This is a genomic window from Agrobacterium tumefaciens str. B6 (assembly GCF_001541315.1).
Lineage (GTDB): Bacteria > Pseudomonadota > Alphaproteobacteria > Rhizobiales > Rhizobiaceae > Agrobacterium > Agrobacterium radiobacter.
On the sequence record NZ_LMVK01000012.1, the window covers coordinates 177,226 to 192,797 of the forward strand.

General features: G+C 60.2%; 17 protein-coding genes. 7 read left to right on the plus strand and 10 right to left on the minus strand.

Annotated features, from left to right (window positions below):
* Positions 1 to 89: 89 nt before the first annotated feature.
* Positions 90 to 479: a winged helix-turn-helix transcriptional regulator gene (locus ASB65_RS11015; RefSeq protein WP_003509998.1), complete on the plus strand. Its 390-nt coding sequence runs from the start codon at positions 90 to 92 to the stop codon at positions 477 to 479.
* Between the two features lie 122 nt (positions 480 to 601).
* The gene (locus ASB65_RS11020) at positions 602 to 1,438 is read left to right on the plus strand and encodes an undecaprenyl-diphosphate phosphatase (protein ID WP_003509996.1); all 837 of its coding nucleotides are present in this window, start codon (positions 602 to 604) and stop codon (positions 1,436 to 1,438) included.
* Positions 1,439 to 1,506: 68 nt separating this feature from the next.
* On the opposite strand, the gene mgtE is transcribed toward ASB65_RS11020, so the two are convergent.
* A complete protein-coding gene (gene mgtE, locus ASB65_RS11025) occupies positions 1,507 to 2,880 on the minus strand; it encodes a magnesium transporter (protein WP_020809600.1) in 1,374 nt (457 codons plus the stop codon).
* A 286-nt stretch (positions 2,881 to 3,166) separates the two neighbouring features.
* Positions 3,167 to 4,411, minus strand: coding sequence for an MFS transporter (locus tag ASB65_RS11030; protein WP_060724189.1), 1,245 nt, complete (start codon positions 4,409 to 4,411; stop codon positions 3,167 to 3,169).
* A gap of 235 nt (positions 4,412 to 4,646) precedes the next feature.
* Here ASB65_RS11030 and ASB65_RS11035 point away from each other — a divergent pair, with 235 nt between their 5' ends.
* From ASB65_RS11035 to ASB65_RS11045, 3 genes are all read left to right on the plus strand, one after another.
* Complete coding sequence (locus ASB65_RS11035) at positions 4,647 to 5,555, plus strand: diacylglycerol/lipid kinase family protein (RefSeq protein ID WP_060723985.1); 909 nt, start codon at positions 4,647 to 4,649, stop codon at positions 5,553 to 5,555.
* 286 nt (positions 5,556 to 5,841) lie between these two features.
* Positions 5,842 to 7,215, plus strand: coding sequence for an aspartate aminotransferase family protein (locus ASB65_RS11040; RefSeq protein WP_060724190.1), 1,374 nt, complete (start codon positions 5,842 to 5,844; stop codon positions 7,213 to 7,215).
* Between the two features lie 4 nt (positions 7,216 to 7,219).
* Positions 7,220 to 7,690 (plus strand): OsmC family protein, encoded by a 471-nt coding sequence (locus ASB65_RS11045; RefSeq protein ID WP_003509984.1) that lies wholly within the window; start codon positions 7,220 to 7,222, stop codon positions 7,688 to 7,690.
* Between the two features lie 52 nt (positions 7,691 to 7,742).
* Here ASB65_RS11045 and ASB65_RS11050 read toward each other — a convergent pair whose 3' ends face one another.
* From ASB65_RS11050 to ASB65_RS11070, 6 genes are all read right to left on the minus strand, one after another.
* A complete protein-coding gene (locus tag ASB65_RS11050) occupies positions 7,743 to 7,943 on the minus strand; it encodes a type II toxin-antitoxin system VapB family antitoxin (protein WP_373426348.1) in 201 nt (66 codons plus the stop codon).
* Positions 7,944 to 8,002: 59 nt separating this feature from the next.
* Entirely contained in the window at positions 8,003 to 9,508 is a 1,506-nt protein-coding gene (amn, locus tag ASB65_RS11055; RefSeq protein WP_060723986.1) for an AMP nucleosidase, read from the minus strand.
* 103 nt (positions 9,509 to 9,611) lie between these two features.
* Entirely contained in the window at positions 9,612 to 9,785 is a 174-nt protein-coding gene (locus tag ASB65_RS28700; protein ID WP_003509979.1) for a hypothetical protein, read from the minus strand.
* A 10-nt stretch (positions 9,786 to 9,795) separates the two neighbouring features.
* A complete protein-coding gene (locus ASB65_RS28500; protein ID WP_020809511.1) occupies positions 9,796 to 9,978 on the minus strand; it encodes a hypothetical protein in 183 nt (60 codons plus the stop codon).
* A gap of 157 nt (positions 9,979 to 10,135) precedes the next feature.
* Positions 10,136 to 10,732, minus strand: coding sequence for a hypothetical protein (locus ASB65_RS11065; RefSeq protein ID WP_060723987.1), 597 nt, complete (start codon positions 10,730 to 10,732; stop codon positions 10,136 to 10,138).
* Between the two features lie 163 nt (positions 10,733 to 10,895).
* The gene (locus tag ASB65_RS11070; RefSeq protein WP_003509976.1) at positions 10,896 to 11,234 is read right to left on the minus strand and encodes a DUF2147 domain-containing protein; all 339 of its coding nucleotides are present in this window, start codon (positions 11,232 to 11,234) and stop codon (positions 10,896 to 10,898) included.
* A gap of 603 nt (positions 11,235 to 11,837) precedes the next feature.
* Here ASB65_RS11070 and ASB65_RS11075 point away from each other — a divergent pair.
* On the plus strand, positions 11,838 to 12,101 hold the full coding sequence (locus ASB65_RS11075; protein WP_003509974.1) for a sel1 repeat family protein: 264 nt from the start codon (positions 11,838 to 11,840) through the stop codon (positions 12,099 to 12,101).
* Between the two features lie 304 nt (positions 12,102 to 12,405).
* Here the strand turns inward: ASB65_RS11075 and ASB65_RS11080 are convergent, their stop codons facing one another.
* Both ASB65_RS11080 and ASB65_RS11085 read right to left on the minus strand, forming a co-directional pair.
* Positions 12,406 to 13,518 carry a pyridoxal phosphate-dependent aminotransferase gene (locus ASB65_RS11080; RefSeq protein ID WP_060723988.1) on the minus strand — a complete coding sequence of 371 codons (1,113 nt, stop codon included), beginning with the start codon at positions 13,516 to 13,518 and terminating at the stop codon, positions 12,406 to 12,408.
* 156 nt (positions 13,519 to 13,674) lie between these two features.
* Entirely contained in the window at positions 13,675 to 14,022 is a 348-nt protein-coding gene (locus ASB65_RS11085) for a hypothetical protein (protein ID WP_020809747.1), read from the minus strand.
* Between the two features lie 327 nt (positions 14,023 to 14,349).
* Between ASB65_RS11085 and ASB65_RS11090 the strand changes: the two genes are divergently transcribed.
* Positions 14,350 to 15,567: an NAD(P)/FAD-dependent oxidoreductase gene (locus ASB65_RS11090; protein ID WP_060723989.1), complete on the plus strand. Its 1,218-nt coding sequence runs from the start codon at positions 14,350 to 14,352 to the stop codon at positions 15,565 to 15,567.
* The last annotated feature ends 5 nt before the right edge of the window (positions 15,568 to 15,572 follow it).

Below are 15,572 nucleotides of genomic sequence, written 5' to 3' on the forward strand. Positions count from 1 at the left end.
GCTTGTTTGCGTGCCTCTTACTTGATACATATGAACGCTGATCGCAAGAATGCACATTTTGTGATGATACATACAAAAAGGATACTGTGATGTCGCGACCGCGCGCCAAGCTCACCGGCAACTTTCCCGGCTGCCCGGTGGAATCGACCCTGAGTTTTCTCGACGGCAAATGGAAGGGCGTGATCCTTTATCACCTCATCAATGAAGGCACGCTGCGCTTCAACGAGCTGCGCCGCCATATTCCCAGCGTCACCCAGCGCATGCTGACCAAGCAGCTGCGGGAACTGGAGGAAGCGGGCCTGATTTCGCGCACCGTCTTCCCGGTGGTGCCGCCGCGGGTGGATTATGCGCTGACGCCGCTTGGCGAGACGATGCGGCCGGTCATCTCGGCGCTGAAAAGCTGGGGGGACGCCCATGTCGTCTGCAAGAACGGCGCGAAATACACCCAGCTTCCGCAGGCTGCGGAGAAGGCGGCCTGAGAGAAATCACGGGTAAAAGCACGTCCCGTGAGGGCCATTTTTCATGGTGCGATGCAACACGGATTTGCCCCGATTGATGCATAATGCTGCAAACTCGATTCGCAGCAGGGACATCAAAGCACATGAGCATGGGTTGGATGGAGGCCGGATTTCTCGGCCTTTTGCAAGGACTTACGGAGTTTCTTCCGATTTCTTCAAGCGCGCATCTGAGGATTGCCGGGGAGTTCCTGCCCTCCGGCGCGGATCCCGGGGCCGCCTTCACCGCAATTACCCAGATCGGCACGGAAATGGCGGTGCTGGTCTATTTCTGGTCCGATATCATGCGGATTGCAGCTGCCTGGCTGCGGCAGAACCTGCGCCTTGGCGAATATAACAAGGCTGATGCCCGGCTGGGCTGGCTGATCATCGTCGGTTCGGTGCCGATCGTGTTTCTGGGCCTGTTCTTCAAGGATGCCATCGAACATTCGCTGCGCAACCTCTATATCACCGCTGTGATGTTGATCGTCTTTGGCATCGTTCTCGGTCTTGCCGACAGGATCGGGGAGAAGCGTTACAAGCTCAACCAGCTGATCTGGCGCGATGGCATCCTGTTCGGTTTCGCGCAGGCCATGGCGCTCATCCCCGGTGTTTCGCGTTCGGGCGGCACCATCAGCGCCGGCCTGCTTCTGGGCTACACCCGCGAGGCGGCGGCGCGTTATTCCTTCCTGCTCGCCGTTCCCGCCGTCTTCGGCTCCGGCTTCTACCAGCTCTTCAAGAGCATCGGTGAGGACAATCCGGTCGGCTGGGGGCAGACCGGGCTTGCGACCCTCATCGCCTTCGTGGTCGGTTACGCCGTGATCGTGGTTTTCCTCAAGCTGGTCTCGACCAAGAGCTACATGCCCTTTGTCTGGTACCGCGTGGTCATCGGTTTCATCCTGCTCGCCCTACTGGGAACGGGCGTCATCAATGCCGGCGGCTGAGGGCAGGGCTTCTCGCTTTTTCCCATCGCAAATGAAAAGGCCCGCTCTTTCGAACGGGCCTTTTGTCTTTAGAGCAATGTGCCGCTGAGGATCGCCAGCGCCACCGAGAAGTAGATGATAAGGCCGGTGACATCCACCAGCGTGGCGACGAAGGGGGCAGAGGCGCTGGCGGGGTCGAGCCGCAGGCGCTGCAGGATGAAGGGCAGCATGGAACCGGCCAGCGAACCGAAGGTGACGATGCCGACAAGCGCCGCGAAAACGGTTGCACCGACCAGCAGCCAGTGTTCGCCGTAATCGTAGAAACCTGCCTGCTGCCAGACCGTCAGACGCAGGAAGCCAATGGCGCCCAGAATGCAGCCGAGCGTCAGGCCCGTCGGGATTTCGCGCAGCAGCACGCGCCACCAGTCCGAAAGCTTCAGTTCGCCGAGCGCCAGCGCCCGGATGATGAGCGAGGTGGCCTGCGAACCGGAGTTGCCGCCTGACGACATGATGAGCGGAATGAACAGCGTCAGCACCACGGCCTTTTCCAGTTCGCCCTCGAAATGCTGCATGGCGCTGGCCGTCAGCATTTCACCGAGGAACAGGGCTGCGAGCCAGCCGGCGCGCTTGCGGATCATGTCCGGAAAACCGATCGTCATATAGGGCTTGCCGAGCGCTTCCATACCACCGAATTTGTGGGCGTCTTCCGTGGTGTCGGCGATCATGGTGTCGATCACGTCGTCAACGGTGACGATGCCGAGGATATGCGAATGGTCATCGACAACGGGAAGGGCCAGGAGGTCGTGCTTGCGGATCAGCCGGGCGACATCCTCCTGCGACATCAGGGGGCTCGCATAGGCAATGCCCTCCTTCGAAGCGACGGAGAGGATGGAAGCGCCCGGTTCGCCGGTCAGCAGGCGACGCAGCGTCACCACCGTGGAGAGTGTCCCGTCCTGCGCCAGCACATAGATGGCATAGACCGTTTCACGCGACCGCTCGACGACGCGGATGTGCGAAAGGGTCTGTTCCACCGTCCAGCTGTCGGGCACGCTGACGAATTCCGTGGTCATGATGGAGCCGGCGGTGCGCGGCGGATAGCCCATCAGATGCTGGATGGAGAGCGCCGTGGTGCGGTCCAGCCGGGCAAACAGCTTGGCGCGGGGCTCTTCTTCCATTTCCGCCATGACGTCGGCGACGCGGTCGTCGGACATGAGATTGACGAAACGGGCGGCCTGTTCGAGCGGAATGCCGGCAATGATGGCGGCTGCGTCATGCAGTTCCGGCCGGTCGAGAATGGCAACGGCCTTTGCCTGCGGCATGGCAAGCAGGGCAGCTACGGCTGCGTCGGTATCAAGCGTGTTGAGGTGCTCGACACGTTCTGCGATGGTGGTGGAACCGGCATTTCCGCTGCGGAGAAGACGTGCGGCCTTGCTGGCTCTCTGGGAGAGAGTGTGGAAGTTCATGATTGCTCACCTTTCCGTCGATTCGCCGATTACGGCGAACGCGGTGGTGAGCCGACAGAGGTCGGATCAGTTCCCGTTCGCCGCTTTCGGCAAAGGCAATCGACTACTACTGTCGCTAGACATCTAATGATGCTCCGTTGAAATCCGCACAGTTCCGGGTCACGGCCCGTGCGTAAAGCCGTGTTGCGCCTGAAACGAAAAAGAGTCAAGCAGGCCTATTGTGAAATTTCCGTAAGGTTCCGGGCGGGTGCCGGAAGGGGCATTCAAGCGGCTCAAAAACCGGCATTCAGCAGGCTTTTGCGCGCCGCTCGACGGTGACGGAAACGAGGAAAACGCCAAGCCCGAGAAGGGAGAGAACCGCACCGACATAACCCGTCGAGGCGTAACCAAAACCCATGGCGATGACGAGGCCGCCAAGCCAGGCACCGAGCGCATTGGCGATGTTGAAGGCGGAATGGTTGGAGGCGGCAGCCAACGTCTGCGCATCCTGCGCCACATCCATCAGCCGGGTCTGCACGGCCGGGCAGGCTGCGAAACCACAGCCGATCAGGAAGACGCAGAGGCAGAGCATGAATGGATTGTCCGCCGTCATGCCAAACACGGTCATGACAAGCACGTTGAAGGCCAGCATGCCGCCAATCGTGCCGTTGAGCGAGATATCCGCCAGCCGCGAGCCGACGACATTGCCGACATTCATGCCGATGCCGAACAGCGCCAGCACCATGGAAACGGTGGAAACCGGCATCATCGCCACATCGGTGGTGGTCTTGGCGATATAGCTGAACACAGAGAACATGCCGCCGAAACCGACGGCGGCGATGGCAAGCGTCAGCCACACCTGCACGCGCCGGAAAGCGCCAAGTTCGCGCCACACGCTGGCGCCTTCTTCCACCCTGTCACGCGGCTGGAACAGCCAGAGAAGGGCGACCGTCAACAGCCCGATGCCGCCGACCAGCATGAAGGCCGCGCGCCAGGACAGAAGCTGGCCGAAGAAGGTGGCAAGCGGGGTGCCGAGCAGGGTGGCGATGGTGAGGCCGAGCATCACGCGGCCAACGGCGCGGGCGCGCTTGTGGATGGGCGCCATGGAGGCCGCCACCAGCGCCGCAACGCCGAAATAAGCGCCATGCGGCAGGCCGGGGATGAAGCGCAGGACGGTGAAGCTCAGGAAATCAGGTGCAAGGGCGCTCAGGATATTGCCGACCGCAAAAAGCCCCATCAGGCCGAGAAGCAGGGTACGACGCGTTATGCGCGCGGCAAGCACCGCAATGATCGGCGCGCCGATGACGACGCCGAGCGCATAGGCGGTGATGACGTAACCCGCCTGCGGAACGGTGACGCCATAGGTGGTGGCAACGTCAGGCAAAAGGCCCATGATGGCGAATTCACCGGTGCCGATGCCGAAGCCGCCGGCGGCAAGCGCCAGTTCGATAAGTGCGATGGCAAGCGGGGAGAGGGCCACGGCTGGCGCTGCCGTGTAAACGGTTTCATTCTCCGCGCCAAGGCGGGCTTCGGAAATATTCGACTGGCTCATCGTGACCTGAAAAACGGGAAGGGCCCACAGAAAAAAGGGCAAGACCGTATGGGAGCGGTCTGCCCTGACTGGAGATGCGCGGTCATGAAAATGACCTTAAGTGATCCCTAACATGAAATGATGCGTTGCGGTAGAGCGATTCTCGGCAAAAGAGCATCTTCACGCGATGGTGTTCGGAACTCTATATGACGACAGGCATTTACGCGCGGCTGCGCTACTGGATCGGGTTGGAAACATGAAGCTCATTGCAATTTTCAATCGCGACGGCGGCACTTTTCGTACCACTGACATGGAAGCCTATTGCGAACACGCCCGCGACGTTTTCACCCGTGCCGGCCACACGATCGATTGCCGTCTGGTCTCCGGAAAAGATATCGTCGAGGAAATGGAACGCGCCGCCGATGAACCGGGCATTGAAGCCATCATTGCCGGCGGCGGCGACGGCACGATTTCCGCAGCAGCGGCCATCGCCTGGAAGCACGGCATCGCGCTCGGCATCGTTCCGGCCGGCACCATGAACCTCTTCGCCCGCTCGCTGAAGCTGCCGCTCGATATCCGCCAGGCGCTGGAAACGCTGGCGAGTGGCGAGATTGCCAGTGTCGACATCGCCAGCGCCAATGGCCGCCTCTTCGTCCACCAGTTTTCCGCAGGTCTGCATTCGCGCATGGTGCGCTACCGCAACAATCTCGCTTTCGCCTCCCGTCTTGGCAAGATCAAGGCGAGCATCCGCGCCGCCATCAACGTCATTCTCAATCCGCCGGTGTTCGAGGTGCAATATACCGTCAATGGCAGGACGCAGCATCGCAAGGTCTCGGCCATTTCCGTCTCCAACAACGAGTTCGGCCAGAGCTCGCTGATGGTGGCGGATAATGTCTCGGGCGGCCATCTCGGCTTTTATCTTGCCGATCCGCTGCGTCCCTCCGGCGTTGCGAAACTCGCTTTCGACATTCTGCGCGGCAGGCTGAAGGAAAACGCCGCCGTCATCGCCATGACCGTGACGGATGTGGAACTGCATTTCCCGAAGAAGCGCCATGACCTGCGTTGCGTCATCGATGGCGAGTTGCTGCCGATGGAGCGCGATGTGGCGCTGAAAGTTCATGCGGGCGAATTGAAGGTGCTGGTGGGGCGGGCGTTTTTCGCATAGTGCAACCGCCTGTGAATTGGGCGATTACCCCTTGTTTCTTCTCCCCGAGGGGGAGAAGTCCGCGGCAGCGGGATGAGGGGGCGAGGTCTCCGAAGTCCGGCAACGGTACCCCCTCATCCGACCCTTCGGGCCACCTTCTCCGCGGCGGGAAGAAGAAACTAGCGGCAACCGCTCGTTCCATGCGCTCCCCTAAAAAACGCCAGCCTTGCCAAATCGAATCCGCCCGGCCATGTTCGGCGGGCGCGGTGGCGTGAGCGCCGTTGCCTTTATGGGAGTGCGATCTGTCATGAATGAAATCTCCAAGCCGCTGTCCAACCTCGCCGCCATCGATGCCGCCCATCACCTTCATCCCTTTTCCGATATGGGCAAGCTGAATGCCGCCGGCACCCGCATCATCGAGCGCGCGGAAGGGGTGTTCATCTATGACAGCACCGGCAAGAAATATCTCGACGCCTTTGCCGGCCTCTGGTGCGTGAATATCGGATATGGCCGCCGCGAGATCGCCGATGTCGTGCAGCGCCAGATGAACGAGTTGCCCTATTACAACGCGTTTTTCGGCACCACCACGCCGCCGGCGACACTTCTGGCGCAGAAAATCGCCTCCCGCGCCGGACCTGACATGAACCATGTGTTCTTCACCAATTCCGGATCGGAAGCGACCGATACCTGGTTCCGCATGGCGCGGGTCTACTGGAAGGCGCTCGGCCATCCGACGAAGACCAAGGTGATTGCAAGGCGCAATGGCTATCACGGCTCGACGGTGGCCGGTGCCTCGCTCGGCGGCATGAAATGGATGCACGAGCAGGGTAACCTGCCGATCGAGGGTATCGCCCATATCGGCCAGCCCTATTGGTACGCCGAGGGTGGCGATCTTTCACCTGCCGAATTCGGCCTGAGGGTGGCCCGGGAACTCGAAGCGAAGATCGACGAGCTCGGTGAGGAAAACGTTGCCGCTTTTGTGGCCGAACCCATTCAGGGCGCCGGCGGCGTCATCGTGCCGCCGGAAACCTATTGGCCGGAAATCGCCCGTATCTGCAAGGCGCGCAACATCCTGCTCGTATCCGATGAGGTGATCTGCGGTTTCGGCCGTCTCGGCTCCTGGTTCGGCTATCAGCATTTCGGTGTGGAGCCGGATTTCGCGCCCGTCGCCAAGGGCCTGTCATCAGGTTATCTGCCGATAGGCGGCGTCATCGTCTCGGATCGGGTGGCGGACGTGATGTTGTCTGAGGTCGGTGACTTCAATCATGGTTTCACCTATTCCGGCCACCCCGTCTGCGCCGCCGCAGCGCTTGAAAATCTCCGCATCATCGAGACCGAAGGGCTGGTGGAGCGGGTGCGCGACGATATCGGCCCGTATTTTTCGCAAGGCTGGAAAAGCCTTGAGGACCACGAACTGGTGGGCGAGGCTGTCAATGTCGGCCTGATGGGCGGCTTGCAGATAACGGCCGACAAGGCGACACGCAAACGTTTTGCGAAGCCCGACGATATCGGAACCGCGGTGCGCAACCATTGCCTGGCAAACGGCCTCGTCATGCGCGCCACGGGAGACCGCATGCTGGCCTCGCCGGCGCTGACAATCAGCCGTTCGGAAGTGGATGAGATCATCGAGACGCTGCGCAAGGGGCTCGACCACCTGCGTGATACGATAAGGGAGGAGTAATTGCATGGCAGGACAGGAACATCATTACGCCGTTCAGGTGAAATGGACGGGCAATCGCGGCAAGGGGACGTCCGGCTACCGCGACTATGAACGCGACTATACGATTTCCACCTCGGGAAAAGCCGATATCGCCGGCTCCTCCGACCCTGCCTTCCGCGGCGATGCCTCCCGTTGGAACCCGGAAGACCTGCTCGTCGCCTCACTCTCGGCCTGCCACAAGCTCTGGTACCTGCATTTCTGCTCCGTCAACGGCATCATCGTCGAAGACTATGTCGACAATGCCGAAGGCACGCTGTTGATGGAAAAGGACGGCGCCGGACAATTCAGCGAGGTGGTGCTGAAGCCGGTGATCACCATTTCGAAGGGGGATCCCACGAGAGCCGACGAATTGCACCATGACGCGCATGAGAAATGTTTTATCGCCAGATCGGTGAATTTCCCCGTGCGTGTGGAGGGGACGGTGAAGGTGGTTTAAAGGCACACGTCGCCTTCATTCAGTCTGTGTGGGCAGACTGTTAAAGCATCCCTCACACTCGACGTCGTCCTTGCCCGAGCCATCTCGGATCCATCGAGTTTGCCTTCCCAGCCGATCCTCCGCAGTGCCTCAAGCGCACGTCTCTGTCGGTGTACCCGCAAATCCGTCCAACCGTCGCCTCGACGGTGGACAATCCGGTGATTTCCATGGCCTCGGCCATCAAGTCGTCATCAAGGTCGATAGTCACACGCATCGCACGGCCTCAAGGTGTATGAACAGACATCACCACCTTGAGGGCGAAGATGTGCGATCTTACTGAAACGCCGTCTCGTAAAAGCTTCGAAGCTTGCGCGAATGCAGCGTTTCCGTCGGCATCGCCGCAAGCTTCTGCACAGCGCGAATGCCGATCTGCAGATGCTGGGCGACCTGTGTGCGGTAAAACTCCGTCGCCATGCCCGGTAGTTTCAATTCCCCATGCAGCGGCTTGTCGGAGACGCAGAGCAGGGTGCCGTAGGGCACGCGGAAGCGGAAACCGTTCGCCGCGATGGTGGCCGATTCCATGTCGAGCGCGATGGCGCGCGATTGCGACAGGCGCTTGACCGGGCCGGCCTGATCGCGAAGCTCCCAGTTGCGGTTGTCGATCGTGGCGACGGTGCCGGTGCGCATGATGCGCTTCAGCTCGAAGCCCTCGTAACCGGTGACTTCGGCGACCGCGCCTTCCAGCGCCAGCTGCACTTCGGCAAGCGCCGGGATCGGCACCCAGACCGGCAGGTCGTCGTCAAGCACATGGTCCTCGCGCACATAGGCATGCGCCAGAACATAATCGCCAAGCCGCTGGCTGTTGCGCAGGCCGGCGCAATGGCCGACCATCAACCAGGCATGCGGGCGCAGCACGGCGATATGGTCAGTGATCGTCTTGGCATTGGAGGGACCGACGCCGATATTGACGAGCGTGATGCCGGCATGGCCCTTCTTCTTCAGGTGATAGGCAGGCATCTGCGGCAGGCGGCCGAGAACGGCGTCCGTTTCCGGCTTGTCGGAGCCGGCAGGGGTGATGATGTTGCCCGGCTCCACGAAGGCCGTGTAGCCTTCGCCGCCATTCTTCATCATCTGCCGCGCCCATGCGGCGAATTCATCGATATAGAACTGGTAGTTGGTGAACAGCACGAAGTTCTGGAAATGGCTGGCGCTGGTTGCCGTATAATGGCTGAGGCGGGCCAGCGAATAATCGATGCGCTGTGCGGTAAAGGGTGCGAGCGGCGCGGGTTCGCCGGGCACCTGATCATATTCGCCATTGGCGATGAGATCGTCGGTATTGTTGAGATCGGGCGTATCGAAAAGATCGCGCAATGGCACGTCGGAGAGCGAGGATGCCGCCGCCGCTTCGACATAAGCGCCTTCGCCGAAGGCGAAATGCAGCGGAATGGGCGTGGCCGATTCAGCAACCGTCACCGGAACGCCGTGGTTCTTCATCAGAAGCCCCAGCTGCTCTTTCAGGTAATGGCGGAAAAGCTCCGGCCGGGTGATTGTCGTCGTATAGACGCCGGGGGCGGTGACATGGCCGTAGGAGAGACGCGAATCGACATGGCCGAAGGGGGCGGTCTCCAGGCTGACCTGCGGATAGCAGGCGCGGTAACGGCCGGTGATCGGCGCGCCCTTGGCAAGGTCGGTGAAGGAGTTGATGAGGAACGCCGTATTGCGTTCGTAAAGCGCGGTCAAAGCCGCCACAGCTTCTTTCGGGTCCGTGAATGTCTGCGGCGCGAAAGGCTCGGGGCTGATGAAGGTGAAGGGCGGAATCGTTCGTTTTGCTATTGTCATGGCCCATTATAAGAGGCCAAATTCGACAGGCAAGCGACAGAAATACGAAGAAACTGAAAAGAAACGGAAAAAGCGGCTGGAGCAATATTGGGGCGGCGGAAACTCAGCCGAGCGCGCCGCGCTGAAGGCTCATCAGGAGCACGAAACCGGCGCCCTTGGAGGCGGGGCGGGGATCGGCCTTGTAAACCGCAAGTCCGGCCACCGGACCAAGAAAGATCGAGGCCATGAGCACCAGTCTCAGTGCGGAAAACAGGCCGTTGGAAAAACTAGTCGTCATCGGCCGGTCCTCAAAGTACGACGGGGCAATTGGCGGCGGGCGAGGGGCTGTGCTGGCAGGCAATTGCCGCACCGGCATTCACACGCTGGAAACTGCGGTTCGGATTAACGACGAGCGAGGCGAAGGACATGGCGAAGATCGCCATGAGAAACGCGAAGATTGCCAGTCGGCTGATCAGCTTTGCCATGTCCATTCCCCTTTATTGGAGTTGATGGACAGAGTTTTGCCACACTCGGACTGAACGGACCCTGAGACCCCGGTTCATATGGTGTTCAGGGATGTTAACGGGTGGTGACATGGTGGATTGGCGTCGCAATGGCGCTGGGCATCTCGCACCACCCGCTTTTCGATCAGGACAGAGGGGCCTCCGCGCGTGCCGCAAGATCGGTCAGCAGGGTCTCGAATGCCTGAGGCTGGGTCACATCGACAACCGGTACATGGTGTTCCTGCGCGGATGCCAGCATGTCGGTGTTTTCCCGCAACGAACGCTCGATGAAAGCGTCCATGATCCGCCGCCTGTCGGCTGTCGCATCTTCATATTGCGCGTGAGAACGCATTCTCTCGAGAAGAAAATCATTGCCGGCATGGAGAAAGACACCGGCGACGGTGCTGCCGAGCAGCGGCGATATCAATTCCGGCCGCAGGGCCGCGCCCTCGAAGATTGTGGGAATGTTGGTGCCCGACCTGCTGTCGATCATCGTGCGGATCAGCGGCCAGATGTTTTGATGATGTATCTTCAGAAACCAGTGGATCGTTTCCGCTGAAAGCTGTGCGTAATATTCCTCCACCGGTGCCGGAATGCCCGGCCATGGCCTTCCCGGATGGCGGGCGAGACTGTCGGTCGATATTGCCTCGCAGCGCAGTCTTTCGCTCAGCAGGCCGGCAAGGGTGCTTTTGCCGACATGGGAGGTGCCCGCGATCAGGATTGTCGAAAAGGTGGGGCGCATGCGTCGCTCTCGTTGGGGTTGGGCGCAACGATACATCGAGGGATATATGGCTTCCATGCGGCGTCTGTCCGCAATTTCGGGCGCGATCCTTGGGCAGCGCACCGCGCCGTCAGGCGCGGGACCGCAGGCGGGAGGACAGAAAGCCCACCCGCCGCCTTGTCGATTACAGCCGTGTCCAGGTCTGTGATTTGCACAGAACCTTCAGCACGCAGCCCTTCATGCTCAGCGAGTTGCCGGAAACGGTGCCGGAGCCGCTATAGGTCTTGTCATTGGCGGGATCGGTGATTTCGCCGGAATAGCTGTTTCCCTTGCCGGCAAGCTTGCCGATCTGTTTTCCGGCGTGTTTGCCGGTCTTCAGCGTTACGCAGAAGGCGCCGCCGCAGGGGCCGATCACGGCGGTTTCGCCGCTGGCCGTCTTCCAATTGCCTTCGATCGCCTCGCCGGCAAAGGCAAGGTTGCCGCTCAGCATGAGGGCGGCGGCAATCGTCATCATACGCTTCATAAAATTCCTCCCGAAATTCGCGCAGGCTTTCCTGGGCCGGACAGGCCCGAAGAGGCGATGCGCAGATCAAACCCATTTGGCATGCGAATGCACCATTTCTGGCCCAAAGCCGCCCTGCGGCGCAACGATTGCTCCTCACACCGCAATATCCTTTGCCCGTTTCATCCTCATGACGGGCAGCGCGGATAGTATTTGACGTTCACGTAAAAGGAAACAGAAATTTGTGGCCGCGGCGCGGCATTTGCAGCAGCGGGAGGAGCGAAAAAGGGAGAATTCGAAAACCGCTGTTTTGATCGTGGTGAAGGAAGAGTTTAAATCCATTTCTAAAGTTTTCGTAAAATTCGCCGCAAAGTCCTTAATTTCCGCGGCTCGTGATATTTAACAAAAACCCAATTTTACCAATCGTTTGCAGTTTGTTTGCGGCCCATTAATCATGCCTTTTAAGCGACCGTTGAAAGCCCCGTGGCATAGTGAACTCATCAAAAGCGCAGGGAAAACCTGCCGGACGAAAGGACAAAAAAGCCGCAAAAGACGGCGGGTCCGGACGGTAGCCTCGACAAGAAGGCGAATGGTGAAACAGGTAGAAAGACAGGGATTAAAACAATGGCACGCTTTGACATCAGCGATATCGAAATGGCTGCCGGTGGCGAAACCCGCGCCGACACTCTTTGCAATCTCGGCCTGGTCTATGCGACCGGCCGGGGCTGCAAGGTGGATCTGATCGCAGCGCATAAATGGCTCAACATCGCCGCGATCCGCGGATCGGAAAGAGCCGCTTCACTGCGCGCTGATCTCGCCCGCAACATGACGAAATCGGAACTCGCCGAAGCGCTGCGCGCCGCCCGCGACTGGATGACGATGCACTGATTTACCCAAGCCATTATTGAGATTTCCGGTCCGGTTCCCTCCAGTCCCGACGACCGGTCAAAACGAAAGTAAACCCGAAGGGGAACGCGGCGAGGGCTTTGAAAAGGGCTTTTGCGCTGACACATCAAACCGCGACCGGCAGGAACAAGGCCGGCGCGGTTTTCTTATGTCTGGTGAGCTCTCGTTGCCGGAAAATGATTCCTGGGCAGGGGTTTGCGGGAGGATGTTGAATCGATGCGCGCAAGTGCGGACTTTCCAACCCTCATTCCTGTGACGAGCACAGGAATGAGGGTTGGTTGGGAACTTACCCGATCGCCTTGAGAACCTTCGGCAGCGCCTGTTCGAAAAGATCAAGCTTGTCATCCGGCCCCACGCTCACGCGGATGCAGCGGTTGAGCGGCGCAACACCCGGCATGCGGATGAACACACCATGCTCCATCAACCCATCGACGATGGCGCGGGCGTAAGCACCATCGCGGTGGCAATCGATGGTGACGAAATTGGTGGCGGAGGGGAGCGGTGAAAGGCCGTTCTCGCGGGCGATTACCGAAATCCGCTCGCGGGCCGCGGAGATTTTGCCAACGACTTCATGCAGATAGGCCTGGTCCTTCAGCGCCGCCAAGGCGCCGGCGACCGAAATGCGCGCCATGCCGAAATGGTTGCGGATCTTGTCGAAGGCTTCGACATTGCCGAGCGTGCCGATGGCGTAACCCACGCGCGCGCCGGCGAGTCCATAGGCTTTCGAGAAGGTGCGCATGCGCAGGATGTTCGGCTGGCCGATCAGCGCATCGATGGCCGGAACGGCGCTCGCGGGCGCGGTCTCGCAATAGGCTTCGTCCAGAATGAGCAGGCAGGTTTCCGGCAATGCGCGGGCAAAGGCAACCACCTCGCTCGCTTCCCACCAGCTTCCCATCGGATTATCAGGATTGGCGAAATAGACCAGCGGCGCATTTTCCCTATTAACGAGGTCGAGAAGACCGTCGAGGTCTTCGTGATCGTCGACATAGGGCGTGGTGACGAGTCTCCCGCCAAAACCGTTTACATGGTAATTGAAAGTGGGATAGCCGCCAAACGAGGTGACGACGGGCGTGCCCGGCTCGACGATCAGCCTGGCGATCTCGCCCAGCAAGCCATCAACCCCGCTGCCGATGGCAATATTGCCGCGTGCAACGCCGTGGTGAATGGCAAGCGCTTCCTTCAACTCGAAATTTTCCGGATCGCTATACATCCAGGTTTCCGCTGCCGCATCGCGCATGGCCAGCAGCACGGAAGGGGCGGGACCGAAGCCGCTTTCGTTTGCGCCGATTCGCGCCTCCACCTTCAAACCGCGGTTCCGCTCGATGGCCTCGGGGCCGACGAAGGGAACGGTGGAGGGAAGCGAGACGGCAAGTGGTGTAAGGCGTGAAAAAGCGGACATTGGCTGAAAGTTCCGGTATCTGTGTTTAAAACCCGGCTCACAATAGGTGCAAAAAAACCGGACGCAAGGCGCGGCCGGTTGCGGCATGGCTGTTTTGGAACAGAATTTTTCGTCGCGAAGAAGGGATGGAAAAACCACCGGCCTGTCGTGACAAGGTCAGACGCTGGTCTCGAAGCTCAGGCGCCGCACATGGTGCAGGAATTCCGCATCGATCAGCATGTTGAAGCCGATCGTGGCCTTTTCTTCCTCGCGGCGGATCAGCGTGCAGCCGATCTCGTCGCGGATGCCCAGAATTTCCAGATAGAAATTGGCCGGCATTTCCAGATCGGGGCTGACATCCAGCTCGGCGCCGTAGAGGGAAATGGTCCGCACCAGGCAGCGCATGGTGTCCTTGGCGCTGAGATGATGCCCGATGAAGGTGATCTTGCCGGGCCGGTCGATCTGAAATTTCTCGTACATCTCGTCCTGTGGGACGTTCTGACTGATATCCATATGTAAAGCCATGACAACCTCCCGGATTGCCTCTTTCGTGCCGATTTTAACGCCGCTTCCTTGCCAGGGCATGAAGGAAATGCGCGCAATTATCTCTAGTGTGCGTCGATCTCGACCAATCTTCCGTCGGGGAAGCCGATGTTTCCACTATGGAAATGCGTTCGGTCCCATCAGGTTGCAGTCGTGCCGCAGCCTGTGCTGATAATGCGTCATGCTTGCACCGGGCTGGCGTTGCTGCGCGGTTGACTGGGGCCGTACTTGGCGTTACGCCTGATCCGGTAATATGGCTTCGCGAGGGTCGGCAGGATCGGCGCTTCGTGGTTGTTCTGGGAGTGAACTGTGACGGGAAGGCTGGTAATCGTCGGGGCGGGGCAGGCCGCTTTCGCGCTGGCGTCGAAGCTTCGGGCGCTGAAGGACGAGCGCCCCATCACCATCATCGGTTCCGAGGATGCCTATCCTTACCAGCGTCCGCCGCTATCCAAAAAATACCTTCTGGGTGAGATGAGTTTCGACCGGCTGATGTTCCGCCCGGAGGAATGGTACGCCGAAAACAATGTCGATATCCGGCTTTCCACCTGGGTGGAGGAGATAGACCGCGCTGAAAAAACCGTGCGCATGCAGGATGGCAGCACGCTTTCTTATGACAGGCTGGTCCTGGCAACCGGGGCCGCACCTCGCCTGCTGCCCGCCAGCATCGGCGGCGATCTCGAAGGCGTCCTGACGGTTCGCGACAAGCGCGACGCCAACCGGCTGATGGAGGAGATGAAGCCCGGCCGCAGGCTGCTGGTGATCGGCGGCGGTTATATCGGCCTTGAAGCAGCCGCCGTCGCCCGCAAGCTCGGCCTTGAGGTGACGCTGATCGAGATGGCCGACCGCATTCTGCAGCGTGTGGCGGCGAAAGAAACCGCCGATATCATGCGCGGCATCCATCAGGCCCATGGCGTTTCCATCCGCGAAAAGACCGGCCTTGTGCGCCTTGTCGGCATGGAAGGCCGGGTGGCTGCTGCCGAACTCTCCGACGGCTCTATGCTTGATGTCGATTTCGTCATCGTCGGCATCGGCGTGACGCCGAATGACCGCCTTGCCCGCGAATCGGGCCTCGATGTCGGCAACGGCATCGTGGTGGACGACCACACCCGCACATCCGCCAGCGCCATTCATGCGGGGGGCGATTGCGCGCTGCTGCCGTGGCGGGGCCAGCATGGGCGTCTCGAATCGGTACAGAATGCGGTCGATCAGGCGGAGGCGACCGCTGCCGTGCTCACCGGGGCTGAAACCGCCTATGATCCGAAACCGTGGTTCTGGTCGGATCAATATGACGCCAAGCTGCAGATTGCCGGCTTCAACCTGGGTTACGACGAGACGGTGCTCCGGCCCGGTGCGCGCGAGGGCAGCTGGTCCGTCTGGTATTTCCGCGATGGGCGATTCGTGGCTGTCGATGCCGTCAACGATGCCAAGGCCTATGTCGCGGGCAAGAAACTGCTCGATACCGGTGCTGAGCCGGATCGCGCCATCCTGGCGGACTTCTCCGCCGATCTGAAATTACTGCTTTCCTGAGGATA